The 24,382-nt window shown below is 34.7% G+C and carries 22 protein-coding genes and 1 other RNA gene; 14 read left to right on the top strand and 9 right to left on the bottom strand.

Annotated elements, in window-relative coordinates:
* Positions 1 to 27 precede the first annotated feature (27 nt).
* Positions 28 to 1,173 (top strand): cysteine desulfurase family protein, encoded by a 1,146-nt coding sequence (locus ACQ65V_RS13840; RefSeq protein WP_430468367.1) that lies wholly within the window; start codon positions 28 to 30, stop codon positions 1,171 to 1,173.
* Here ACQ65V_RS13840 and ACQ65V_RS13835 read toward each other — a convergent pair.
* The 4 genes from ACQ65V_RS13835 to ACQ65V_RS13820 form a co-directional block, all read right to left on the bottom strand.
* The gene (locus ACQ65V_RS13835; protein ID WP_430468366.1) at positions 1,163 to 2,968 is read right to left on the bottom strand and encodes a T9SS type A sorting domain-containing protein; all 1,806 of its coding nucleotides are present in this window, start codon (positions 2,966 to 2,968) and stop codon (positions 1,163 to 1,165) included. The genes ACQ65V_RS13840 and ACQ65V_RS13835 overlap by 11 nt on opposite strands.
* A 146-nt stretch (positions 2,969 to 3,114) precedes the next feature.
* Positions 3,115 to 3,975 (bottom strand): hypothetical protein, encoded by an 861-nt coding sequence (locus ACQ65V_RS13830; protein WP_430468365.1) that lies wholly within the window; start codon positions 3,973 to 3,975, stop codon positions 3,115 to 3,117.
* Positions 3,976 to 3,986: 11 nt separating this feature from the next.
* Positions 3,987 to 6,452: a TonB-dependent receptor gene (locus ACQ65V_RS13825; RefSeq protein WP_430468364.1), complete on the bottom strand. Its 2,466-nt coding sequence runs from the start codon at positions 6,450 to 6,452 to the stop codon at positions 3,987 to 3,989.
* Positions 6,453 to 6,598: 146 nt separating this feature from the next.
* Positions 6,599 to 8,287 (bottom strand): M23 family metallopeptidase, encoded by a 1,689-nt coding sequence (locus ACQ65V_RS13820; protein WP_430468363.1) that lies wholly within the window; start codon positions 8,285 to 8,287, stop codon positions 6,599 to 6,601.
* Positions 8,288 to 8,566: 279 nt separating this feature from the next.
* Between ACQ65V_RS13820 and ACQ65V_RS13815 the strand changes: the two genes are divergently transcribed.
* The 4 genes from ACQ65V_RS13815 (at position 8,567) to rny (ending at position 10,966) form a co-directional block, all read left to right on the top strand.
* The gene (locus ACQ65V_RS13815) at positions 8,567 to 8,857 is read left to right on the top strand and encodes a hypothetical protein (RefSeq protein ID WP_155087749.1); all 291 of its coding nucleotides are present in this window, start codon (positions 8,567 to 8,569) and stop codon (positions 8,855 to 8,857) included.
* A 19-nt stretch (positions 8,858 to 8,876) separates the two neighbouring features.
* Positions 8,877 to 9,164 (top strand): cell division protein ZapA, encoded by a 288-nt coding sequence (locus tag ACQ65V_RS13810; protein ID WP_155087748.1) that lies wholly within the window; start codon positions 8,877 to 8,879, stop codon positions 9,162 to 9,164.
* Between the two features lie 59 nt (positions 9,165 to 9,223).
* Positions 9,224 to 9,331: non-coding RNA, 6S RNA (gene ssrS, locus ACQ65V_RS13805), on the top strand.
* Positions 9,332 to 9,388: 57 nt separating this feature from the next.
* Entirely contained in the window at positions 9,389 to 10,966 is a 1,578-nt protein-coding gene (gene rny / locus ACQ65V_RS13800; protein WP_430468362.1) for a ribonuclease Y, read from the top strand.
* 152 nt (positions 10,967 to 11,118) lie between these two features.
* On the opposite strand, the gene ACQ65V_RS13795 is transcribed toward rny, so the two are convergent.
* The gene (locus ACQ65V_RS13795) at positions 11,119 to 12,027 is read right to left on the bottom strand and encodes a site-specific tyrosine recombinase (RefSeq protein ID WP_430468361.1); all 909 of its coding nucleotides are present in this window, start codon (positions 12,025 to 12,027) and stop codon (positions 11,119 to 11,121) included.
* 218 nt (positions 12,028 to 12,245) lie between these two features.
* Here ACQ65V_RS13795 and ACQ65V_RS13790 point away from each other — a divergent pair, with 218 nt between their 5' ends.
* The 6 genes from ACQ65V_RS13790 (at position 12,246) to ACQ65V_RS13765 (ending at position 16,002) form a co-directional block, all read left to right on the top strand.
* A complete protein-coding gene (locus ACQ65V_RS13790) occupies positions 12,246 to 12,728 on the top strand; it encodes an outer membrane beta-barrel protein (protein WP_430468360.1) in 483 nt (160 codons plus the stop codon).
* A gap of 197 nt (positions 12,729 to 12,925) precedes the next feature.
* Complete coding sequence (locus ACQ65V_RS13785) at positions 12,926 to 13,444, top strand: hypothetical protein (RefSeq protein ID WP_430468359.1); 519 nt, start codon at positions 12,926 to 12,928, stop codon at positions 13,442 to 13,444.
* A gap of 149 nt (positions 13,445 to 13,593) precedes the next feature.
* Positions 13,594 to 14,160, top strand: a complete 567-nt coding sequence (locus tag ACQ65V_RS13780; protein WP_430468358.1) for a porin family protein — start codon at positions 13,594 to 13,596, stop codon at positions 14,158 to 14,160.
* Positions 14,161 to 14,432: 272 nt separating this feature from the next.
* Positions 14,433 to 15,035 (top strand): OmpW family outer membrane protein, encoded by a 603-nt coding sequence (locus tag ACQ65V_RS13775; RefSeq protein WP_430468357.1) that lies wholly within the window; start codon positions 14,433 to 14,435, stop codon positions 15,033 to 15,035.
* A 70-nt stretch (positions 15,036 to 15,105) separates the two neighbouring features.
* Positions 15,106 to 15,525 carry a type II 3-dehydroquinate dehydratase gene (gene aroQ / locus ACQ65V_RS13770; RefSeq protein WP_430468356.1) on the top strand — a complete coding sequence of 140 codons (420 nt, stop codon included), beginning with the start codon at positions 15,106 to 15,108 and terminating at the stop codon, positions 15,523 to 15,525.
* 3 nt (positions 15,526 to 15,528) lie between these two features.
* Positions 15,529 to 16,002 carry an outer membrane beta-barrel protein gene (locus ACQ65V_RS13765; protein ID WP_430468355.1) on the top strand — a complete coding sequence of 158 codons (474 nt, stop codon included), beginning with the start codon at positions 15,529 to 15,531 and terminating at the stop codon, positions 16,000 to 16,002.
* Positions 16,003 to 16,085: 83 nt separating this feature from the next.
* Here the strand turns inward: ACQ65V_RS13765 and lpdA are convergent, their stop codons facing one another.
* A complete protein-coding gene (lpdA, locus tag ACQ65V_RS13760; protein WP_430468354.1) occupies positions 16,086 to 17,462 on the bottom strand; it encodes a dihydrolipoyl dehydrogenase in 1,377 nt (458 codons plus the stop codon).
* Between the two features lie 223 nt (positions 17,463 to 17,685).
* On the opposite strand from lpdA, the gene ACQ65V_RS13755 reads away from it, so the two are divergent.
* On the top strand, positions 17,686 to 18,267 hold the full coding sequence (locus tag ACQ65V_RS13755) for a hypothetical protein (RefSeq protein ID WP_430468353.1): 582 nt from the start codon (positions 17,686 to 17,688) through the stop codon (positions 18,265 to 18,267).
* Positions 18,268 to 18,343: 76 nt separating this feature from the next.
* On the opposite strand, the gene ACQ65V_RS13750 is transcribed toward ACQ65V_RS13755, so the two are convergent.
* Positions 18,344 to 18,898 (bottom strand): DUF1572 family protein, encoded by a 555-nt coding sequence (locus ACQ65V_RS13750; protein WP_430468352.1) that lies wholly within the window; start codon positions 18,896 to 18,898, stop codon positions 18,344 to 18,346.
* Between the two features lie 104 nt (positions 18,899 to 19,002).
* Positions 19,003 to 19,488, bottom strand: coding sequence for a peptide-methionine (R)-S-oxide reductase MsrB (gene msrB, locus ACQ65V_RS13745; protein WP_430468351.1), 486 nt, complete (start codon positions 19,486 to 19,488; stop codon positions 19,003 to 19,005).
* Between the two features lie 173 nt (positions 19,489 to 19,661).
* Between msrB and glgA the strand changes: the two genes are divergently transcribed.
* Both glgA and ACQ65V_RS13735 read left to right on the top strand, forming a co-directional pair.
* Positions 19,662 to 20,870 carry a glycogen synthase gene (gene glgA / locus ACQ65V_RS13740; RefSeq protein WP_430468350.1) on the top strand — a complete coding sequence of 403 codons (1,209 nt, stop codon included), beginning with the start codon at positions 19,662 to 19,664 and terminating at the stop codon, positions 20,868 to 20,870.
* Positions 20,870 to 22,135 carry a glucose-1-phosphate adenylyltransferase gene (locus ACQ65V_RS13735; RefSeq protein WP_430468349.1) on the top strand — a complete coding sequence of 422 codons (1,266 nt, stop codon included), beginning with the start codon at positions 20,870 to 20,872 and terminating at the stop codon, positions 22,133 to 22,135. Before glgA ends, ACQ65V_RS13735 begins: the two co-directional genes overlap by 1 nt.
* Positions 22,136 to 22,138: 3 nt before the next feature.
* Here the strand turns inward: ACQ65V_RS13735 and ACQ65V_RS13730 are convergent, their stop codons facing one another.
* Positions 22,139 to 24,325: a bifunctional alpha,alpha-trehalose-phosphate synthase (UDP-forming)/trehalose-phosphatase gene (locus ACQ65V_RS13730; protein WP_430468348.1), complete on the bottom strand. Its 2,187-nt coding sequence runs from the start codon at positions 24,323 to 24,325 to the stop codon at positions 22,139 to 22,141.
* Positions 24,326 to 24,382: the final 57 nt, after the last annotated feature.

Below are 24,382 nucleotides of genomic sequence, written 5' to 3'. Positions count from 1 at the left end.
TAATTTTATTTACAATATTTTTGCAATATGAATCACGTTTATCTAGACAATGCAGCGACCACACCACTTCGTAAAGAAGTCGTTGAGCGAATGACCGAAGTTCTCAATAATAACTTTGGTAATGCCTCTTCTACACATAGTTTTGGTAGAGCTTCCAAAGCACTTTTAGAGCAATGTAGAAAAAACATTGCGCGTTATTTTAATGTGTCTGCAGCTGAAATTGTATTCACTTCTGGTGGAACTGAAGCTGATAACTTGGCCTTACGAAGTGCCGTAAGGGATTTGGGAGTTACAGAGATTATTACTTCTAAAATCGAGCATCATGCAGTTTTACATACGGTAGAGCAATTGCAAAAGGAATATGATATCACAGTAAGTTTCGTCAATTTAGATGATTGTGGATTGGTGGATTATAATCACCTGCAAGACTTATTGCAATCTTCAGATAAAGCTATGGTCAGCTTAATGCATATCAATAACGAAGTTGGTAATATTCTCAATATTGAACGCGTTGCCAATTTATGTAAAGCATCCGATGCTTTGTTTCAGTCAGACTGTGTGCAATCTGTAGGACATTTTAAAATAGACTTGCAAGACATCCCGATTGACTTTTTAGCAGCAAGCGCACATAAATTCCATGGCCCAAAAGGTGTTGGGTTCTGTTACGTAAGAAAAGAATCTGGATTGAAGCCACTTATTTTTGGTGGTGAGCAGGAGAGAGGCTATAGAGCTGGTACGGAATCCATCCATAATATTGTTGGTATGGACGAAGCGCTGAAAATTGCCTATGCTAATTTAGATACCGAAAAACAATACATTTCTGAATTGAAGAATTACTTCATTGCACAATTAAAGGAAAATATAGATGATGTCAGCTTTAATGGAGGTTGTGAAGACACAGTAAATAGCACATACACTTTGGTGAACGTCTGTTTGCCTATTGCTCCAGAGAAGGCACCAATGCTACAGTTTCAACTCGATCTTAAAGGTATTGCTTGCTCTAAAGGAAGCGCATGCCAAAGTGGAAGTAATCAACAATCCCATGTACTTTCGGCAATTCTGGATGAGGATAAACTAAAGCGACCGTCCGTGCGCTTCTCATTTAGTGTTTTTAATACTAAAGAGGAATTAGATTATGTGGTGGATGTTCTAAAGGATTTTGTTAATTCTTAACGATCACTTTTTCAGATTTTACCGTATTTGTATTTGAAATCACATTGACTATATAAACTCCGTCGCTTAGATCTACTGTAGAGAGTTCATAGCGATTAGATACAGAATCATATTGGTTATTAAGCATACGCTTGCCTGCAACATCAAAAACTTCAATAGACTTAATGTCTAATCCATTTGGATTTAAAACAGCAAGTTGATGTAAGTCATTTTTCTGTCTTATGGTAAGCTTGCTAACTTCAAAATCATCAATACTTAGAGCCTCGCCAGGTGTAAATATAATTTCGAAGCGATTGGTGTAATTGCCTGGTTCAATGTTTAATTCATAATCTTGTTCCCTAAGATTGACATAAAGCTCGTTCTCAATGTCGTGAATATAAATGCCTTGTGTGTCATCAAAATTCTGAATATCAAATATTCTGAAACGTAAAGGCTGCTGTTGTTCTATATCAATTACTAAAGGAATAGTCAAAGCATCTTCAAAAGGATAGGCTTGAGCAGAATACGCTTTGTCATTGAGTGTAAAATAAGTATCCGAAGGGTGATTATCTGAACGGCTTAACTCTAATCCATAATCAAATCCAGCTGTTGCTGTATCATGAAAATTTAAAAGTAGCTGTCTTGTGTATTGGGATTGACCCACCGTAAAATCTACATTAACCCTAAAACGTTTGTAATCTTCTGGAACTATAGGAAGTCCATTTTCTTGAAATTGAATGCCATCTGAACTTGTATTGGTAGCATCACCATTTCTAAAGAAATAACTCTGCGCACCTTCTTTTACATAAGCTCTGTGTTCGTTTTTGGCACGCACAATACCAGATGTACCAACACTGCCCTCTACCATAAAACCTTGTCCAATTGGTATGTAGCGTTGAGCCATTTTAGTTCCGGTGGCTGGTGGCCCAGGAGGTAAAGAGTAAACATTATCTTGCTCATCATAAGTATAAAACACAGCAGGTGTATTGGAGATGATAACTCCAGAAGAATTGATAGTAAATTCTGAATAGCCACCAACATAATCTTGTAAAACGTGCGATTGTGTTTGTGGAGTACTGGCATCTTGCTCCCAATAAAACAATGTGCCTGTTATTGCTGCTTGATTTTGAGTATCGTGTATAAAGGCTGCAGAGTCCATAGCGCTAGGATACGGATTGCCAACCAGAGTGAAATCACCAGCAGCCACAGGATTAGCCATTGTGCCATTATTTGGTTTTCCTCTGAAATCGTAAGTGGTATTACCTGTACTAGCTGTTCCACTTCCTTTCATAGTGAAGCCCAATCCAGGATCTACATCACCAGTATCACCAGCATAAATCCAATCAGCATAAGCACTAGACGATACATAAGTCCATAACCAACGGTCAGATATGGTCAAAGGGCTTGCGGTTCCATTATACGAAGCGGTAAATATACTATTGTTACTGTCTATTGGATTCATGGTGGACAGAAGAGGATCGTCTAATTGATTAATCCTAAAATCATTATTTATAAAATTATCAGTCAATATTCCACCAACAGGTGAGCACCAATAATTGTAAGCCCATTGGTTGACTGTTCCGTTTTGGTAAACACTTAATTCACCAACACCAGAATTACCAGTTGTACCAGCTCCTTGAATTAATTGAGATTCGTTTCTAAGATAAAGTTTAGTGGTTGACTCTTCGAGGTTAACATCATCTTCTACGTATAAAACCTGATCATTAACGTAGACAAAAGCGTTGTTTCTGACACTAAGTTGTGCAAAAACCGAACTAAAACATAGCATTAGGCATGTGATGAGGGAAAATTTCATGCTTGATAAATTTATAACTAAAGCTTAGTAGGGTAACCTAAAGTGAATTAGACAGTTACAAATTTATGAAATTTAATGATACCTTAGGTGTAATACAACGAGAATTTGAGTTATTGCGCTAAAATATGGTCTAATTTACTTTGATTTTAGTTTTGAGCTAAGCAGTCAGTTTTGAACAACCCAGAAGACCCATCTTCATTTACACCAAAATTATAAGACCTCCAATTTGTATTTGAGTTGTCTAGTTCAAACTCTTCAGTTTCTGTGTTAAACAAGTAATATTTTAATTCTACTTTGTGGTAATTATTTGAAGAAAATGCTTTAAAAAATGCACCATCAATAAAGAATTTACCTTGGATCAAGTTAGGGAGGTCGTCAAATTCCGAAAAAATTGTTTCGTATTTTGCGTAGAGTATATCAGATTCTTGAAGAGGGTTGTTGATGTCATGGTAAACGAACTCTTCTATTTTTATTAGGTTGTTGTTTTCAAGGTGAAATATTCTGTATAAATCGTCTTCTTTGTATTCCAAAACAGTATTTCCTTGATATTGATATGTGAAATCAACTTTTTCATTTAATAATCCTTGCGGAATAATTATACTTCGTTCTACAACTTTTGAATTAATAATGGTATAATTGTTAGTTGTGTCCCCATAAAAAGATTCTAATACTGAAGTAATGCTTGTAACGTTTTCAGAATAATCAATGTCGTACTGGGTTTGATCAGATATCATCCATCCAGTTAAATTCGATCCCATAGGAAACGGTGTTGGGCCGCCAATGATTCTAGTAATAATATTATTGGCATCATATTCTATTTGAATACCTTCAAAGTTTGGGTCAAAATTGTCAACTCTAAAACCTAAATCCTCTCTTGGGAAATAGTCAAAGTAGAGTTGTGCTGCTTCATAACTTACTAACTTGCAATTATCTTCAGAATTTATGTCATCGCCTGTCGAGCACGATACTAGCAATGATAAGAATACCAATTTTAAAAAATGCTTCATGACAACTTTCATTAAAACTTAGCCGACAATCTCAAATTAAAAACACGAGGTGTTAAAAAATTAGGAATAGCAAACTGACGCTTGGTATAAACATCCCTTACCCAAGTATTGGTAATAGAGTTTTGGTTGTTGAACATGTTGTAAATCTCAAAACCTAAGGAAAGTTCCCTAAACTTCTTTTTCCAGCGAGCGTTGTAGGTTTTGGTTGGGTTTACCAGTTCTAGGGAAATACCCAAATCGGCACGTCTGTAGTCTCGCAATCGAATCTGAAAATCGTATGGATCCGCATAACTCGGAGACCCACCAGGAACACCTGTATTGTACACCAAATTGAGGTACATTTTTAAATTGGGCATGTTTGGTACATAATCCTGAAATAATGCTCCAAACTTTAAACGTTGATCGGTTGGTCTAGAAATGTAACCACGATTATCAATATTCTCTTCGGTTTTTAAATAGCCAAAACTAAACCATGACTCAGTGCCTGGTACAAACTCACCATTCAATCGCATATCCAAACCATAAGCGTAAGCTTTAGCATTATTCTTGGCCCTATAACGAATTCTTACGTTTTCTAAAGTGTATGGATTTACATCGCTTAAACCTTTGTAGTAGGCTTCAGTAACTAACTTAAATGGTCTGTCCCACATTTTGAAGCTATATTCATTACCTAGAACTATATGAAAGGATTTCTGAGCTTTAACATCTGGTTGCACAACACCAGAGGAATCTCTTAATTCTCTGTAAAAGGGTGGTTGGTAATACAAACCACCTGCAACTCTAAACAACATATCCTTGTCCCAATTTGGCTTAATGGCAAATTGAGCTCTTGGGCTAAAAACCGTTTGTGTATTGCTTTCTATATCCTCGCCACTCACAGTCCAGTTGTGTGCTCTAACACCAACATTGTAAAACACTTCATTGGCTCCCCATTCTGTTCGTTTACTATATTGGGCAAAAGCTTGCATACGATTTATTTGAACTCTATTCAACGCTCTGATGTTTTCAAAAGCTGTTAGAGGGCCTTCAAAAGGTTCGTAAGGTTGTAAATTTGGAATGCTAAAATTCGGTGGACGAATAGAGAAGCCTGCCGAATCTATAATTTCGTATTCTACCAAACGATCTCTAATATCTTCATGCGTGTATTTTACCGACCATTCAACTGTAGATTCTTCATCGATTTTGTAATCACCTCTATGCTCTGCATTGATGATAAAGGCATCTAAATCGTTACGTGCATGTGTTAATTGTGAACCAATGCCTTCGCTGAATTCAACTTCACCTAAATCCTCGTCACCTATATTAGTATTGACTTCTCCTAAACGGTATTGCGCAAAAATGTCGAAATACTCTTGCTCTATAGTGTGATATGCTGAAGCAATCAGCTTTAGCGTTAAATCTTCGTTGACAAAATAATTCGCCTTAAAGGCACCAAAATAAGTTTGGTATTGATCTTCTTCGTTACCTTCATAAAACACTAAAAGCGCTACAGGTTCTTGTAATGTACCGAAGTTAGTTTGTCTATTTTCTGGCTGAAAGTTGTATTTGTTTAAGGAGATATTTCCCAAGAAGTTGAGATGAAACTTATCCGAAAAACGATACGTTAAATAGGTCTGGGCATCTGCAAAAACAGGTTCTACGTTACCTTCGGTTTCTAAGTTGTTTAATATTAAACTATTGTCTCTGTAGCGCACACCAGCAATACCAGAAAATTTTCCATCTTTAGAAATCGTTTCAGCAGCAATGCTTCCTCCTAAAAAACTTAAATCTGTTCTTATGCCAAAATCCACAGGATTTCTATATGTAATATCCAATACAGAAGAAAGTTTGTCTCCATATTTGGCTTGAAAACCACCAGCCGAAAAATCAACATTAGAAACCAAATCCGTGTTCACAAAACTCAGACCTTCTTGATTACCTGAACGAATAAGAAACGGACGGTACACTTCAATTTCATTAACATAAACCAAGTTTTCATCAAAATTTCCACCACGTACTGAATATTGCGTACTCAGCTCATTTGAAATATTAACACCAGGCAAGGTTTTTAGTATGTTCTCCACACCAGGTTGTGCACCTTTTATGGTTCTTAAGGTTTTTGGAGTCACAGAGACAATTCCGTCGACGCTTTGCCTTGTATTGGTAGAAATGACCACTTCAGCAATTTGCTCTACTTCAACTTTCATTACAGGATTAAACTCTAATTCCTGTCCATTTTTTAAATTGAATTTTGAAACAACACGACTGTGTCCAACATGTGTAAATTCTATAGTTAATTCAATATCTGAAGGTACTCTTAATTCGTAGAAGCCATTTTTATTGGTTGCACTCCCTTCACCAGTAGAAGCTTTTATGTTAACATTTTCTATTGGGTTATTGGCTTCATCCAAGATAACACCTCTTATAATTGCAGACTGTGAATAGGAAATTGCACTAAAAAGCAAACAAAATAGAAGAATAAAGTGTAAGCGTTTCAAATATTAGTTTTTATAGTTAGCATTAAAAAAGATCATAAAGATCAAGTTTTGTCATGCTGAACTTGTTTCAGCATCTCAAAGTATGAAAAACAAAAAATGAGACTCTGAAACGAGTTCAGAGTGACAAGATTTTAATGTTATTTCATTTATTTTCTGAAAAAGGTTGCTTCAAATGTAGAACTATTTCCAACATTATCGGTAACAATTATCTTTAATTCGTTCTTAGTGTCTTTAGCGATGTTATCATTAAAATCGTGCACCAACATCTTGGTTTTATAGTCGTACTCCATTAAGATCCATTCACCATTTACAGTTGCTCTGTATTTGCTGATTCCAGATAATTCATCATCAATTTTCACTTTCAGATAACGGTATTTGCTCAACCATTTCTTGTTCTGAAAATTTACTGGTTCAATTGTTGGTGCAACCGTATCCATTACCAATGTATATAAACCTAATGTTTTACTACCAGCGCTCAAAATGTTTCCTTTCCGCTTTGTGTGTACATAACTTGGTCTTTTGTAATAACCGTATAAACGCGCAATGAAAATTTTGTCCAAATGCTCAACCTTATAATTACTTAGGTCATAATTGATATAGAAATTCTTTTGAAGTGGGATGTTGTCTTTATGAAGATGAATTGTATCTGAGCTTACTTTAAAATCAATAAAAACATCATCATAGACCGTGTTTTCATAGAAATTAACGGTAACGTTTCCAGATTGAAGCGTTGTCGGTTGGTTACTGTATACCAATGTCTTGTTGGCATCAATGTCTCGTAATGTTTCATTGGGCTTTTCATACTTTCCATTTACAGGAATATTCACCCAAGTTTCGTTGCCTTCAAAATCACGAATTCTTATTTTATAAACAGACGAAGTACTATCTTCAACACGTATATAACCATCATCATACGCATCTTTGTATAGGCTCAGCGGATTGTTTTTCTGAATAAATAATTTTTGAATACGAGAACGTTTGGTTTTGTAATATTCATAATCAATTAAACGCTTAATGTGCTTAGATTCGTCAAAACTGAAACGTTTAAAATCTATTTCCAGGCTTTTATTGCCATTAAAAAATGTTTCAATATTGCTTACTCCATTGTTGTTTGGCGCCAAATCTTGTTTGTCATAAGAAGTCACTCCAAAACCTATATTGCCAAAAGCGGTAATTTTTTCAACCTCATAATCACCACTTTTCTGCGGTATTAAACGAAGAGGTACACGTTCATTCTTACCATTAATTATGGCATTTTCATCTTTTGGATACGCAAATACTGCTGACACAAATGGCCTTTTAGAGTCTTTTGCCTCAATGCCAAATAGCATTGGATTCATGGGACGTTCTTGGTTGTCTCTTATTTCAAAATGCAAATGAGGTCCGCCAGAACCGCCTGTATTACCAGAGTATGCAATAACTTCATTGGGTGCAATAATGAGTTCTTCAGAACTTGGAAAAACTTCAACCTCAAAACTTTCTTTATCGTATTGACATTCCTTGATGTATTTTTCCAATCGGTCAGAAAATTTTTGAAGATGGCCGTAAACCGTTGTGTATCCATTTGGATGTGTGATGTAAATGGCCTTTCCGTAACCGTAATGCGAAATTTTTATTCGGCTCACATAACCTTCTGCAGCAGCGTAAACTTTCAATCCTTGTTTTTGCTGAGTCTTTATATCCAAGCCAGAATGGAAATGCGAAGAACGTAACTCACCAAAAGTACCAGAAAGCACTAAGGTGATGTCTAAAGGGTTTCTAAAATAATCTTGAGGGTATTCTGACTGCGCGTACACAGACGAGGTAATTAAAAAGAAGAGTAAAAACTTTTTCATAGACTAAGCAATACAGCTAAAATATCAAATAGATTAAAATTTACAAATGGTAATGTTGTATTATTTTTAATATGCACAATTACATTTTATAAAATTGTCATATTGATCGTTGATGAGTTAAAATAAACATTTTTGTACTTGTATAATGTTTATTTTAATCAAGTTAATTTCTTAACGCTCTAATTGTTTTGATGTTATGTGAATTAAAAATAATTGTAAAAGAATTGTGTTTTTTCATTAGGTATGTTAACTTTGTTTCTACAGTATTGAATTACTTTAATGAGTAAAATAGAAGAAATTGTTGATGCTTTAGAGAATAAGATCAGTAAGATTTTACACAAGCAAGAGGTTTTAAAGCAAACTAATGCGAAACTTACGGATCAATTAGAGAAACAACAAAAAGAACTTCTCAGCAAACAAGAAGAAATTGCTTCTTGGGCAGAAAAATATGAGACACTCAAAATAGCAAATTCAATGCTTGGTAGTGACGAAAATAAACGAGAAACAAAGCTCAAAATAAATGCACTTATTAGGGATATTGATCATTGTATAGGTCAAATCTCGGAATAAAGTTGTAAATTTAGACTGAATGTCAGATCAATTAAAAATTAAACTTTCTATTGCAAACAGGGTATATCCTTTAACAATAAATCCAAAGCAGGAAGAAGGTTTGCGAAAGGCCACAAAGAAGATTGAGGCAATGATAGGGCAATTTGAGCAAAATTACTCTGTAAGAGATAAGCAAGATGTTTTAGCAATGTGTGCTTTGCAGTTTGCGGCTCAAGTAGAGCAAAAGTCAATAGATAAAGAGTATGTTAATGAGGAAGTTCAGGAAAAGTTAGAAGCTTTAAATGATCTGCTTCAAAAACACATCTAACTCGTACGTTCTTTAAAATACATAAGGTTACTGCCTACATTAGTTATATTTTTTGATAAACTCAACGTTAATTCTTTAAAAAGGGTGAGTTTAAATTGTAAAAGCAAGCCATCTCAGAATGGATCCTTGATCAGTTTGTTAGCCCTAAACTTGTTTTTAAGGAGTTTATACCAGAATCCAAAACTGATGTAGGCTTTTTTTATATACTAAACTAAATAACTAACATGGATACTAACACAATTTTATATATTGTTGGAGGAGTAGTATTAGGCGTAATACTGGGCTATATAATCGCTAAATCCCTTGAAAAAGGAAAGGCATCTAAATTAATCGCAAATGCAAAGAAAGAATCCAAGTCGATTTTAAAGCAAGCAAAAGTAGATGCAGAATCATTAAAAAAAGATAAAATACTTCAGGCTAAGGAAAAGTTTATTGAACTTAAGGCTGAGCACGAAAAAGTCATACTTTCTCGCGACAAGAAAATGGCTGAGGCAGAAAAACGTATTAGGGATAAAGAGTCCCAAATTTCCAATGAACTTTCGAAAGCAAAAAAATCCAATCAATCTTTAGAAGGCAAAATCAAAGATTACGATTTTAGATTAGAGTTTCTTGAGAAGAAGAAGGATGAAGTTGAAAAGACGCATAAAAGCCAAATACAACAATTAGAAGTCATTTCTCAACTCTCAGCAGAAGAAGCTAAAGAACAACTGGTAGAATCTCTTAAAGAAGAGGCCAAAACAGATGCTATGGCTTATGCCCAAGAACGATTAGAGGAAGCCAAGCTAACTGCACAACAAGAGGCCAAAAAGATTATCATTAATACCATTCAGCGTATTGGTACAGAAGAAGCTATAGATAACTGTGTATCTGTTTTCAATATTGAATCTGATGACGTTAAAGGTAGAATCATTGGTAGAGAAGGTAGAAATATTAGAGCTATAGAAGCAGCTACAGGTGTTGAGATTATAGTTGATGATACACCAGAAGCTATTATATTATCTTGTTTTGATTCTGTAAGACGTGAAATAGCACGTTTATCGCTTCATAAGTTAGTGACTGATGGTAGAATACACCCAGCTCGTATTGAAGAGGTAGTAAGGAAGACAGAAAAGCAGATTGAGCAAGAAATTATAGAAGTCGGTAAACGTACGGTTATCGATTTAGGGATTCATGGTTTGCACCCAGAATTGATAAAAATGGTAGGACGAATGAAATATCGTTCTTCTTATGGTCAAAACCTATTACAGCATTCACGCGAAGTCGCTAAGCTTTGTGGTGTTATGGCCGCAGAGTTAGGTTTAAATCCAAAATTGGCTAAGCGTGCAGGTTTATTGCACGATATCGGTAAAGTACCATCTTCTGAAACTGATGTAGAAACTCCACACGCAATCCTTGGTATGCAGTGGGCAGAAAAGCACGGTGAAAAACCAGAGGTTTGTAATGCCATTGGAGCCCACCATGATGAAATAGAAATGACAACCATGTTGTCACCAATTATTCAAGTTTGTGATGCTATTTCGGGAGCAAGACCAGGTGCGAGACGCCAAGTGTTGGATTCTTACATTCAACGTTTAAAGGATTTAGAAGATGTAGCTTTTGGTTTTAACGGCGTAAAGAAAGCCTATGCTATACAGGCAGGTAGAGAACTACGTGTTATTGTAGAGAGTGAAAAAGTTTCTGATGATAAGGCAGCTAGTTTATCTTTTGAAATTTCTCAGAAAATACAAACGGATATGACCTATCCAGGACAGGTAAAAGTAACCGTAATTAGAGAAACTAGAGCGGTGAATATAGCCAAGTAGAATAATAGTGTATTTAGATTTACTAAAAAGTGTCTTAATTTCTTAAGGCACTTTTTTTTATATGTATACTGCACAAAACACATACTATGTAAAATTTTTATTCATTACTCGAGTAAGTATGTGATGTAAAATTTCTAAGATCAAAGTAGATATTATTTTCTCGGATGAAATTTGTTTAAAACATCGCTTAAGTGAGTCCTATCCACATGCATATAGACTTCAGTAGTCGTGATGCTTTCATGACCTAGCATCATTTGTATAGCCCTTAAGTCTGCACCGTTTTCCAGTAAATGCGTAGCAAATGAGTGTCTAAAGGTGTGTGGCGATACCGTTTTTTTCAGACCAGACTTCTCGACCAATTTTTTTATAATGGTAAATATCATAGCACGAGTTAACTTTTTACCCTTATAATTTAAGAACAGAATATCTTTAGAACCAGATTGAACATCTATATGGTTTCTTATGTCTTTCCAAATGTTGATAAACCGTTGGGTGGTTTCTCCAATGGGTACAAAACGCTGTTTATCACCTTTACCAGTCACCTTTATAAAGCCCTCTTCAAAAAATAAATCAGATAATTTTAATTCAATAAGCTCACTCACACGCAAGCCGCAGCTATATAAAGTCTCTATGATGGCTCTGTTGCGTTCTCCAAGATTTACACCATTGTATTGGTAGCTCAAATCAATAGTGCTTATTAGTAGGTCAATATCGCCAATGGATAAAGTGTCAGGAAGTTTTCTACCGATTTTTGGGGATTCAATTAAATCCAGGGGATTGGTTTTTCTATAGTTTTCAAAAACGAGATAATCAAAAAAATTGCGAAGACCAGAGATGAGACGTGCCTGCGACCTTGGGTTTATGTCTTTTGAAATGGTATAGATAAATTGTTTTATGATTTCATTGTCAATAGCTGTTGGTGAGCTACTTATATTATTATTTTCAAGATAGGTGATCAATTTTTTAATGTCATAGCTATAATTTTCTATGGAGTTGTTGGAAAGACCACGTTCAATCTTGAGATAGTGCTGATAATCAGTAATCGCTTGGGACCATTTCATGCCTAAAAATAGAAAAATATAAACTCAAATAAGTGAAAATACTACGCAATTTATCGTATATTCATTATAAATTGTTAATAACAAAATTTATAAGTATTTGTAAATCAATAATATATATATCTGTGTTTACAAAAATGTTAATAACTGTGTGAAGAAACTTTAATATTTAAAAAAAAAGGCTTTAGTTTGTATTAATCAATTTTAAAACTTTAAAGATTATGAAAAAATTATTTTTAGCTGCTTTTGCAGTTTTTGCTTTTGCAAGTGTTAATGCACAAGATTTTAACGCTGGTATCAGTGGTGCTTTACCAATAGGTGACGCCGGAGATGGTTGGACTTTTGGAGTTAACCTTGATCTTAATTACTTATGGGAAGTTTCTGATGATTTTCAAGCAGGTGTAACTGCAGGTGTAGCTCACTACTTTGGTGATGAAATCTCTGGATTTGAAATCGAGGACGCTACTTTTATTCCTATTGGTGCAGCAGGACGCTTCGCTGTATCTGAAGAGTTTACTTTAGGTGCTAATTTAGGCTATGGAATCGGTATTGCTCCTGATGGTAACGACGGTGGATTTTACTATTCACCTAGAGTTCAGTATGGTGTAAGTGATTCATTAGATATCGTGTTCGCCTATACAGGTATAAGTATTGAAGGAGGATCGTTTGATGCAATTTCTCTGGGAGTAGAGTTTGGATTGTAATCTATCTAAAATTATAGATAAAAAGGAGGCCAAATGGCCTCCTTTTTTTTACAGTTATTTTTAATAGATAAACTAATTGATAATTGAAATTTTAACAATATTTTGTTTACAAAATTGTTAATAGTTCAAATCAATTTTTTTAAAGATCTCTAAAAAATGCTTTACTTAGTATAAACTAATTTTTAAACCATAAAGTTATGAGAAGTTTATTTTTAGCTGCTTTTGCAGTATTTGCATTTTTAAATTTAAATGCACAAGGGGATGATGATCATGGCCCAATCCAAGAGGGTAAATGGCAGATTGAAATTAATACAGGTTCTTGGACAACAGGAAGCACTGCTTTTTCATTAACGTCTGTTGATGGCGAAACCATGTGGTCCGTGGGTGGTGAAGGTGGCTATTTTGTAGCTGATGATTTAGCAATTAAGGCAGGTTTAGGCTATTCCGATTTTGGAGATGATTTTTCATCATTTAGCTATAAAATTGGTGCAAAGTATTACATTAATAGTGAATTTCCGGTTGGCTTAGATTTCACCGGTACAAGTTTCAAGGACTTTGATGAAAATCCGTCATATGTTGGTATTGAAGGAGGTTATGCTTGGTTCATAACCCAAAAAGTAAGTATTGAGCCTAAGCTACGCTATAATATATCTATGAACAGTGATTTTTATGACGATGCACTTCAGGTTTTAATCGGATTTGCAATTCATTTATAAACAGTAGTGATAAAATAAAAGAGGCCATCTGGCCTCTTTTTTTATTTATGTGAATTTCGATTATTTACATTAAATATTAACATTCTGTTATATTTCAATTGTCGCCTAAATCTTACATTTGGTGTTCGAAAAATTAAACTGATATCAAAATGAAAAAAATTACTTTATCTGCAATTATGGCTTTTTTTAGTGTAATTGCTATTAACGCTCAAGATGAAACCACAGCTTCTGCAGACCAACAATTTGGTTTAAAGGCAGGATACTCTTCAATTATTTCTAAAGTCAAAGTTGATGGTGCTTCTGGTTCTGATAATGTTTCCGGTTTTTACATTGGCGCTTTCGCTGAAATAGAATTAGGTGATAAATTCTCTTTACAGCCAGAAATTACTTTTGCAAACTATAGTCAAGATGGCGAGAGCAGTAGCGTATTACTAATACCAATTCTTACAAAATTTAAAGCAAACAATGAATTAGGGCTTTATGCAGGACCTCAATTAGATTACCTGCTTAATGAAGAAGATGCAGAAGGATTGAAAAGAGTAGGACTAGGATTAGCTATTGGTGCTTCGTATGATATTTCAGATGATGTTTTTATAGATACTAGATATACTTTTGGTATTTCTGATAGATTAGATGGGGATTTAGAAGGATTTGAAGATTTTAATGTTAAGGCAAAATTTAATTATTTTCAGGTAGGCTTAGGATACAGATTCTAAACATTAATTAACTCAACATAAAAAAAAGGCAATAATTGCCTTTTTTTTTTATGCCAGAATTTTTACCACGTGGTATCCTATATATTACTATGAATTTAGTTAATATAGAGTTTTGGAGCTTAATTTATATTTTTAAAAACATACTTAAGCGACTGATAATTAAGAAGATAAATATATTTTGTTTATTAATTTGTTAATAACTAGTACTAAATCCCATAAATTCTTCAAAAAAATCATTTATTTAGTAGTAACTAATTTAAAACCAAAAGATTATGAGAAATTTATTAATGTTTACCGTATTATCAGTTTTTAGCTTTTCAATTATTTTTGCACAAACCGGCGAAGATAACGATAGTTTTACTACTGGTTGGGCAGAAGGAGATATTGCTTTAAGCGGATCCTTAAACTATTCGACTACATCTCAGGATGATGTAAAAGATTCTAGTTTTGGCGTTATGCCACAAATTGGCTACTTCTTCAATGAAAACTTGCAAGGTGGCTTAAGTTTAGGCTATATGTTTAATACTGCAGAGGCTAATGACATAGATATTTTTGACGAAAGTACCATTATGGCTGGTGCCTTTCTTAAATATTTCTGTATGCCAGAAAAAAGGTTTAGTCCATATGCTTCATTGGGCATTAATTATATGTCTACAGATGACGGATTAAATGATGTAAAGTTTAATGGTTTTGGTATTGGAGTAGGTTTAGGTGCAAATTTCTTCTTAAATGATGATTGGGCTCTAACTACTTCGGTTGGTGCTCTGTCTTACACTTCTGAAAAGGCAGATTTTGATGGTGCAGAAGCCAGAAACACTTTTGGACTAGATTTAGACTTTAAAAATATATGGTTTGGAGTTGTAAGAAGATTCTAGAACTATTAGAGTTTTATAAAAAGCAGCCAACTTGGCTGCTTTTTTTATTAGGTTTTTATACCTTTATCTTATGAAGAAACTTATAGTCATCAACGGTCCAAATCTCAATTTATTAGGTAAGAGAGAACCAGAAATATATGGTGACAAAACTTTTGAAGACTATTTAGGTACCTTACAGTCTAAGCACAATGACGTTAAGATTGACTACTATCAGTCTAATATAGAAGGTGAAATTATAGATAAGTTACAAGAGGTTGGGTTTAACTATGATGGTATTATATTAAATGCCGCTGCTTATACACATACTTCAGTAGGGATTGGCGATGCTGTAAAAGCTATTGAAGTACCAGTTGTAGAGGTTCATATTTCCAATACATTTTCAAGAGAAGAATTTAGACATCAGTCTTATATTTCACCAAATGCAAAAGGAGTTATACTTGGTTTTGGGTTAAGAAGCTATGATTTGGCGATACAAAGTTTAATAGAATAAGGCATGAGAAGGATAACACTTGTTCTAGCCTTTCTTTTATCAGGGATTTTTGTAAGTGCTCAAACTGATTTTGGTATTAAAGGTGGACTGAATTTTACTTTTTTTAGAGTAACCGAAGGTAGTTTTGGTACTAATCCAAGCGAGGAGGTTGGCTTTTATGGTGGAGTATTTTTTGATGTTGAATTTGAGGATAAGCTACACCTACAACCAGAGTTACTTTATATCCACATACGGGATTTTCAATTTCTAAATGCACCAATTTATCTGGAGTATGATATTGACAAAAACTTTCACATACTTGTTGGGCCTAGTCTAAATTACTTTTTCGACTTCTTTTCTAACAAATTTAAAGTGCGAGCTGATCTTGGCTTGGCCTACAGCTTTACTGAAAACTTAGATATGCATATGAAATATACCTTAGGTTTTGAGGAACTTGCACCTAATATGGTATTTCTAGGCTTAGGTTATAAGCTGTAAAAATAAAGCGATTCAATTATTAGATGAATCGCTTTTTGTTTTTAAAATAAGAATTATTTCCCATTCGGAAGGATAGGAAGTCCTTACAAATGAATCACTTCATCATAGGCATCAGCCACAGCTTCCATTACAGCTTCACTCATTGTTGGGTGAGGATGAACTGCTTTTAAAACTTCATGGCCTGTAGTTTCTAACTTACGACCTAAAACAGCTTCAGCAATCATGTCAGTTACACCAGCTCCTATCATATGGCAACCTAACCATTCTCCATATTTAGCATCAAAAATCACTTTTACAAAACCATCTTTATTTCCGCCTGCACTCGCTTTACCAGATGCTGAGAATGGAAACTTACCGATTTTTACATCAATACCTTGCTCTTTAGCTTGAGCTTCAGTTAATCCAACACTTGCAACTTCTGGAGAACAGTATGTACAACCAGGAATATTGCCGTAATCTAATGGTTCAACGTGTTGTCCTGCTATTTTCTCTACGCATAAAATACCTTCAGCCGACGCTACGTGAGCTAACGCTTGCCCAGGAGTTACATCTCCAATGGCATAATAACCAGGTATATTGGTTTGGTAGTAATCATTAACTAAGATTTTGTCTCTATCTACCACAATACCAACATCCTCTAATCCTATATCTTCAATATTTGATTTTATACCAACAGCGGATAAAACAATATCTGCTTCTAGTACTTCTTCACCTTTCTTGGTCTTTACTGTAGCTTTTACACCACTACCAGAAGTATCTACAGAAGTAACCTCAGCAGAGGTCATTATTTTGATACCAGATTTTTTAAAGCTACGCTCTAATTGTTTTGATACTTCGTCATCTTCAACTGGAACAATTTTAGGCAAAAACTCAACGATAGTCACTTCTGTTCCCATGGAATTATAGAAGTATGCAAATTCAACACCAATAGCACCTGAACCTACAACAATCATTTTCTTAGGTTGCTTGTCTAGTGTCATTGCTTGTCTATACCCAATAACCTTTTGGCCGTCTTGTGGTAAGCTTGGGAGTTCACGTGAACGCGCACCTGTAGCAATAATGATATGGTCTGCAGAATATTCTTTTCCATCTACCTCAACTTTTTTTCCAGGTTTTACTTTTCCGTACCCTTCAATGACATCAATCTTGTTCTTTTTCATTAAGAACTTAACACCATTACTCATACCATCTGCAACACCTCGACTACGCTTTACAACGGCATCAAAATCGTGCTCGGCATCCTTTAATTTTAAACCGTAGTCTTCAGCATGTTTAAGATATTCGAAAACCTGAGCAGATTTTAAAAGTGCTTTTGTTGGGATACAACCCCAATTTAAACAAACACCTCCAAGACTTTCCTTTTCTACTACAGCAGTTTTAAATCCTAATTGAGATGCTCTAATCGCAGTTACATAGCCACCTGGACCACTTCCTAAAACTATAATATCGTATTTACTCATAAGTGATTTTATATTGAAAATGAGTAGCAAAAATATGAAAATCCCTTAACAATATTGAAATATAGAGATGTCAAATTTTATCATTTGAGCAAATGTTAATTTGGTTTCGGACAATCTAAAAGCTTTAATGAAAGTATTTTTACAATAATGTTATGCGATAAGTGATTAGTCCATAACATAAGCTAACATAATCACACAACTAAATAACTTAAAATTTAAAAAAATGAAAAAATTAATATTATTATTTGCAATAGGAGCTTTTACATTTTCAGTAACAAGCTGTAAAATTGATAAAGAAGAATCGGGCGAGATGCCAGAGTTGGATGTAGATGTAGATGCTGACGCAGGTGAATTGCCAGAGTACGATGTAGATTGGGCAAATGTGGACGTAGGAACCAATATAAGAACGGTAGAGATACCAAAAGTTGTGGTGGTAATGGAAGAGGAAGAAGTAGAAGTTCCATACATAGATGTTAACATGCCTGGTGAAGATAAAGAAGAAAGAACTCTAATGGTTGAGGCCGAAGTTTCTGGTAATGAGCACGATATAGAGATACAAGAAATAAGAGCAAGTAAAAATCGCTTATATGTAATCTCTAGATTGGAGAAATTGGATACTGATTTAGGTGATAAAACAGTTAGGATTCAAGATCAGGTAGATATTAATGCGCCAGATTTGGATGTTAAGCATATCATTATTGGTAAAAAGGTTGACAGAGTTTTTAATAATAATTATACTTATGTTAACTCCATGAATGATTTAGATGCGAGCATCAGAAACGCTGAAGTAATCTATAAAAGATAACATTTAAGTTAATCAAAACACCAAAACCCTTTCATTGATTTGAAAGGGTTTCTTATATTCAAGGATATTCCAATGCCTACAAATCATCTGTAAAATGTTGCTTGGCTTTATCTTTAGAGAACTTGTTTTTGTTATAATCCGATGATTTTCCTTTTGGTATTGAGAGCGATTTCCAGCTATCTCCTTTAATTAATTTACCGATAAAAACAATTTGCCCAATATGGTAGGCATAATGCATCATTTGTCTGTTTATGGCTTCCGTGACTGTATGCCCTTGATTTCTAATATAGACTATACTGTCCAAATCCTCTTCTGTTAAGGGTTTAATGGCATTGAATAAACAATCCCAACCTTTATTCCAGTAGGTAGTTAGAGCTTCTTTGGTTTCAAAAGTATCAATAAACTCGTTATCCCGTTCTCGCCAAGTTTTTTCACCATCTTCGGTTAAAAAATTGGTCCATCTGCTCAACATATTTCCAACAATGTGTTTAACTATAATGGCTATTGAATTAGAGTCGTCTTCAAATTCTGTTTTAAGTTCAGCAAATGATAATTGCTCAAAAGTTTTATCGCCAAGACTTTTGTAATATTCAAATTGTTTTATGCAGCTTGTTAAGTATGAATCTCCCATGCCTTTGGATTTATATCAATAAAAATAGTGCTATAAAACCACTAAAACTACGAATAGTCATAGATAGATTTTATAACACTATTATATGATCTTGTGTGCGAAATTTACTCTTCCGCTGGCACAAACTTTAATGCTACGCCATTGATGCAATGACGTTTCCCAGTGGTTTCTTTCGGGCCATCATTAAACACATGGCCTAAATGGCCTCCACAAGTTGCACAATGCTCTTCGGTTCTTGCATAGCCTATATCATAGTCTGTAGAAAAAGCAACGTTGCCTTCAATTTCTCTATCAAAACTTGGCCAACCAGTACCAGAGTCAAACTTATGTTCGCTTTTAAACAAAGGAGTATCACATGCCGCACAATGGTAAACACCTTCTTCGTAGTTTTTGTTTAACGGACTGGAGAAGGGTCTTTCTGTACCAGCTTCACGTAGAACATAGTATTGCTTGTCCGTAAGTTGCTCCTTCCATTCTGCCTCTGTTTTAGTAACAGGGAAAGTTTCTTTTTCTTGTTTGTCTTTTTTTTGTGCTGAAGAATTGCAGCTAAAGAGTAAACTAAGGGTAAATAAAAATATTATCTTTTTCATAGTGTAAAATTACAATTTTTTAATTGTTTGTTTTGTCGTACACATAAATTAAAACTTACGAAATCGTTTTAGTATATTTAAGTTTATTAATTTTATAATATACAAGGTAAACTCAAGTAATTTGCACTATGTTTGAGTTTTAAACCTTTAGAATGTTAACCTGAAACGAATCAATGAAAGCATTATTTCTAACTAGAGAATTTCCACCATATGTTTATGGAGGTGCAGGAGTGCATGTAGAATATTTGGCAAAAGAATTGTCTGAATTGATGCAGATAGAGGTAAGAGCTTTTGGAGATCAAGATACCAGTGAAGACAGCCTAACTTTAAAAGGTTACCCTTTTGAGGATGGTATTTTTAAGAACAGTGATGAAAAGTTAAAATCAGTGTTTAAAACTTTAAGTACAGGTTTACACATGAATGCCGAAGCAATAGATGCAGATGTGGTGCATTGCCATACATGGTATTCCCATTTTGCTGGTATTATGGCAAAGTTGTGTTATGGTACACCTCTGGTAGTAACTACACATTCTTTAGAGCCTTTACGACCATGGAAACGCGAGCAATTGGGAAGAGGCTATGATGCTTCATCTTGGATCGAAAAGACTGCCATTGAAATGGCAGACTGCCTTATCGCAGTTTCAGAAGAAACTAAGGAAGATGTCATCAAGCATTTTAATGTTGATGAACAAAAAATAGAAGTGGTATATAATGGTATAGATCTCAAAGAATATGTCGTTGTTAAAGAGACCGATGTTCTAGAAGCCTATGGGATAGATAAATCAGAACCTTATGTTCTGTTCGTTGGAAGAATCACCAGACAAAAGGGCATTGTTCATCTAGTGAACGCTATTAAATATATAGATCCTGATACACAAATAGTATTGTGTGCAGGAGCACCAGACACCAAGGAGATTGCTAAAGAAATGGAAGATGCCGTTGAGGAAGCTTCAAAAACTAGGGACAACATATTTTGGATAGATAAAATGTTAGACAAAAAAGATGTAATTCAGTTATATTCTCATGCAGATGTGTTTTGTTGTCCGTCAATCTATGAGCCATTTGGTATTATTAATATAGAAGCCATGGCATGTGAAACAGCTGTGGTCGCTAGTGCAGTAGGAGGAATAAAAGAAGTGGTTATACCAGAAGAAACCGGATTATTGATTAACTTAGAGCAACAAAATGTTGCGCCTTTTGAGCCTGTAAATCCTGATAAGTTTTCAAAAGATCTGGCAAAAGGCATCAATAGGTTAATCAACAACAAAGAGTTAAGAGATGCCATGGCAAAAAAAGGTCGAAAAAGAGTAGAGGATTTTTTCGACTGGAAGGCAATAGCAAAACAAACGCAATCCATATACCAATCACTAATTAACGACTGATGATAAACAACAAAGTTATATCCATAATTTTAGGTGGAGGACAAGGTTCGAGATTATATCCATTAACGGAAAACAGGTCTAAACCTGCAGTACCAATTGCAGGAAAATATAGGTTAGTAGATATTCCGATATCTAACTGTATTAATTCGGATATTAAAAGAATGTACGTTTTAACACAGTTTAATTCGGCATCGCTAAATAGGCATATAAAAAATACCTATCATTTTAGTTTTTTCAGCTCGGCATTTGTAGATGTTTTAGCAGCAGAACAAACCATTAAGAGCGATAAATGGTTTCAGGGTACTGCGGATGCCGTAAGGCAGAGCATGCATCACTTTCTTCAACATGATTTTGAGTATGCTTTGATCTTATCCGGAGACCAGTTATATCAAATGGATTACAATGAGATGATTAATGCGCACATTGAAGCAAATGCAGATATTTCTGTTGGTACCTATCCTGTAAATGCTAAGGATGGAACTTCGTTCGGAATTCTAAAAACAGATGAGAGCAATCAAATTACATCGTTTGTCGAAAAACCTTCAGCAGAAGTGATCGTAGATTGGAAATCTGATGTAAGCGATGAGATGAAGCAACAAGGTCGTGAATACTTAGGTTCAACAGGGATTTATATATTTAATAAAAAGCTATTAATTGAACTCATGGAGGATGAGAGTACTGTTGATTTTGGTAAGGAAATCATTCCGCAAAATATTGATAACTATAAAATAATGAGTTATCCGTTTGAAGGCTATTGGACAGATATAGGAAACATAGATTCTTTCTTTGAAGCTAACCTTGGCTTAACGGATGAAATCCCAAAGTTCAACTTATATGATTTAGATAATCGTGTTTATACCAATGCACGTATTTTACCTACTTCAAAAATTTCTGGAACCACACTTAATAAAGCGGTTATTGCAGAAGGCTGTTTAATCCACGCTGCAACCATAGAAAAATCCGTAATTGGCATTCGTTCTAGAATTGGAAAGGAATCCACTATTATCAATACATATATGATGGGTAGCGATACTTATGAATCCTTAGAGACTATTGAAGAGAAAAAGATTGATATTTTAATGGGAATCGGTGAACGCTGCTTTATAAAAAATGCCATAATTGACAAAAATTGTCGCATTGGTGACGATGTTAGAATAAATGGTGGTACTCATCTCGAAGATACTGAAACAGAACAGTATGTTATAAAAGATGGTATTGTAGTTGTAAAAAAGGATGCCGTGATTAAACACGGTACCACTATTTAATTTTCAAATCAATTTTTGAAGTAATTGACGTACCTGTTTAGGATCCTTTATTTGATATTTTGCTTTGGTTTTGGTTAAGCCTACTTTTATGGTATAAGCCCAATCAGGAGCTTCTTCAAACATATATTCATCTGTCCAGTCATCACCAATGACGGTTATAAAATCATAATCGTTTTCGATCAGCAGTCTGTTTACGACTCTTCCTTTATTAACATTGCTGCTCTTTATTTCAATAACCTTATTTCCTTCTAATATAGATAGACCATTGTTTGCTACCATGCTGGTTAACACGGTGTTAAGCTCCATGGTTCGGATTTTGGCAAGTTCAGGATCTGCTGTTCTATAATGCCAAGCTAATGAATAGTTTTTGGTTTCTATAAATGTTCCTGGCGTACTATCTACAAAGGTTTCTAGAATAGGTCTAATACTCTGCATCCAGTCTGTTTTTAAGCGTTCTAAAGCGGTCCATTCCTCATTTTGATATAACCATACTCCATGGTCAGTGACTAAATTGTATGACTTATGGCCAAACCAACGCTGAAATGTGTCTTTATCTCGTCCGCTTATGAGAACCAAGGTAGCTTTTTCGTGCAATCGATCTAACAACTCAAATAACTCATCATCTGGTTTAGCATCTTGCGGATTGTCCTTAAACCCTACGAGTGTTCCGTCGTAATCTAAAAGTAGCATCTTTTTCTTTTTACTTTTAAATTTTTCCACAAAGCTCTTTTCGTAGTCACCTGTAAGTTTTTTAGTAACTATGGTGTTTCTGTCCTGCTCGGTTTCCTGTAGTGATTTAAAAAATTCCTCGGCCCATTTTTCTACGTCATAGCGTTTTAGGCGCTTTTGTAAAAACTTTATACGGTTTTCCTGTTCGTTTAACGGCATTGTGAGTGCACGTTCTAAATTCTCGGCAAAATTTTGAAAGCTATTCGGATTGATCAATAAAGCCTCGTTCATCTCTTTAGAAGCACCAGCCATTTCACTTAAAACAAGAACACCATTACCTTCGGTTCTTGTGGCAATATATTCCTTGGCAACGAGATTCATGCCATCTCTTATGGGAGTAATCAATGCAACATCAGAAGAAATGTAAAGGTCTATCAAATCCTCAAAGGGCATAGATCGGTAAAAATACCAAATTGGTGTCCAGCTTACTGTAGCAAACTTTCCGTTAATTCTACCTACTAATTCATCAGTTTCGCGCTTTAGCTTTTGATACTGAGGTACGTTGGAACGTGAAGGAACCGCTAGCATCACCAACCTAACTTTTTCTTTGTATTTTGGGTAGTTGTCTAAAAAATATTCAAACGCTTTTATTCTGTTGGGAATACCTTTGGTATAGTCCATTCTGTCAATAGACAAAATCAGTTTTTTATCTTCTGTGACATGTTCTTCTAGTCGTTTTCTGAGTTCAGATTTTTCAAGAGAACCACTACGATGCTCTAATGCGGCATTATGAAATTTATTATAATCAATTCCCATAGGGAAAGAATCAACCTTTATAATTCTATCATGATAGTTTATTTTATTGAAATTAACATCCAACCTTAAAATCCGCTTTACGGAACTCAAGAAATGACGCTCATAATCATAGGTGTGAAAACCAAGTAAATCTGCACCCAACATTCCGGTTAAAATTTCTTCACGCCATGGAAATGTTCTAAAGATTTCATAAGAAGGAAAAGGGATGTGTAAAAAGAACCCTATGGTTGTATTAGGTTTTTTATCCTTAATGAGTTGAGGAAGCAATAACAATTGGTAATCGTGTACCCAAACGGTATCTCCATCGTCTAAATTATCTATTACTACTTCAGCAAACTTTTCGTTGACACGTTTGTAGGCTTCCCACTCGTGTTGTTCAAAATTGGTATATTCCATAAAATAATGAAATAATGGCCACAGTGCGTTGTTGCTAAATCCTTCATAATAATCTTCAATATCCTCGTTTGAAAGTGGCACGGAAACACATTTTTCTTTCTTAATTTTTTTCTCTACTTCTTTTTCAAGCGATGGGCTTAGCTCATTCTCTGGTATGCCAGACCAACCTACCCAAATTCCGTTTCCATCAGCATGAACCGATTTCATACCTGTAGCCAAGCCACCCACACTAGGTGAGATTTCTAATGAATTCTTTTGAATTGAAACCTGAAGAGGTAAGCGATTTGAAACAATAATAGTTTTATTCATTGAGATATTTTGTGCTAATTGACAGGATTTTGTTAATTTAAAAAAAATAAAGCGTTA

Source organism: Winogradskyella ouciana, from assembly GCF_965284585.1.
In the GTDB taxonomy this organism is placed as follows: domain Bacteria; phylum Bacteroidota; class Bacteroidia; order Flavobacteriales; family Flavobacteriaceae; genus Winogradskyella; species Winogradskyella ouciana.
The sequence above is the reverse complement of the archived record's forward strand: the minus strand, read 5'-3'. Positions and strand labels throughout refer to the sequence as shown.

Coding starts and splice junctions, on each gene's coding strand:
- ACQ65V_RS13840 (WP_430468367.1), top strand. CDS start 28: ATGAATCACGTTTATCTAGACAATGCAGCGACCACACCACTTCGTAAA.
- ACQ65V_RS13835 (WP_430468366.1), bottom strand. CDS start 2,968: ATGAAATTTTCCCTCATCACATGCCTAATGCTATGTTTTAGTTCGGTT.
- ACQ65V_RS13830 (WP_430468365.1), bottom strand. CDS start 3,975: ATGAAGCATTTTTTAAAATTGGTATTCTTATCATTGCTAGTATCGTGC.
- ACQ65V_RS13820 (WP_430468363.1), bottom strand. CDS start 8,287: ATGAAAAAGTTTTTACTCTTCTTTTTAATTACCTCGTCTGTGTACGCG.
- ACQ65V_RS13815 (WP_155087749.1), top strand. CDS start 8,567: ATGAGTAAAATAGAAGAAATTGTTGATGCTTTAGAGAATAAGATCAGT.
- ACQ65V_RS13810 (WP_155087748.1), top strand. CDS start 8,877: ATGTCAGATCAATTAAAAATTAAACTTTCTATTGCAAACAGGGTATAT.
- rny (WP_430468362.1), top strand. CDS start 9,389: ATGGATACTAACACAATTTTATATATTGTTGGAGGAGTAGTATTAGGC.
- ACQ65V_RS13795 (WP_430468361.1), bottom strand. CDS start 12,027: ATGAAATGGTCCCAAGCGATTACTGATTATCAGCACTATCTCAAGATT.
- ACQ65V_RS13790 (WP_430468360.1), top strand. CDS start 12,246: ATGAAAAAATTATTTTTAGCTGCTTTTGCAGTTTTTGCTTTTGCAAGT.
- ACQ65V_RS13785 (WP_430468359.1), top strand. CDS start 12,926: ATGAGAAGTTTATTTTTAGCTGCTTTTGCAGTATTTGCATTTTTAAAT.
- ACQ65V_RS13780 (WP_430468358.1), top strand. CDS start 13,594: ATGAAAAAAATTACTTTATCTGCAATTATGGCTTTTTTTAGTGTAATT.
- ACQ65V_RS13775 (WP_430468357.1), top strand. CDS start 14,433: ATGAGAAATTTATTAATGTTTACCGTATTATCAGTTTTTAGCTTTTCA.
- aroQ (WP_430468356.1), top strand. CDS start 15,106: ATGAAGAAACTTATAGTCATCAACGGTCCAAATCTCAATTTATTAGGT.
- ACQ65V_RS13765 (WP_430468355.1), top strand. CDS start 15,529: ATGAGAAGGATAACACTTGTTCTAGCCTTTCTTTTATCAGGGATTTTT.
- lpdA (WP_430468354.1), bottom strand. CDS start 17,462: ATGAGTAAATACGATATTATAGTTTTAGGAAGTGGTCCAGGTGGCTAT.
- ACQ65V_RS13755 (WP_430468353.1), top strand. CDS start 17,686: ATGAAAAAATTAATATTATTATTTGCAATAGGAGCTTTTACATTTTCA.
- ACQ65V_RS13750 (WP_430468352.1), bottom strand. CDS start 18,898: ATGGGAGATTCATACTTAACAAGCTGCATAAAACAATTTGAATATTAC.
- msrB (WP_430468351.1), bottom strand. CDS start 19,488: ATGAAAAAGATAATATTTTTATTTACCCTTAGTTTACTCTTTAGCTGC.
- glgA (WP_430468350.1), top strand. CDS start 19,662: ATGAAAGCATTATTTCTAACTAGAGAATTTCCACCATATGTTTATGGA.
- ACQ65V_RS13735 (WP_430468349.1), top strand. CDS start 20,870: ATGATAAACAACAAAGTTATATCCATAATTTTAGGTGGAGGACAAGGT.
- ACQ65V_RS13730 (WP_430468348.1), bottom strand. CDS start 24,325: ATGAATAAAACTATTATTGTTTCAAATCGCTTACCTCTTCAGGTTTCA.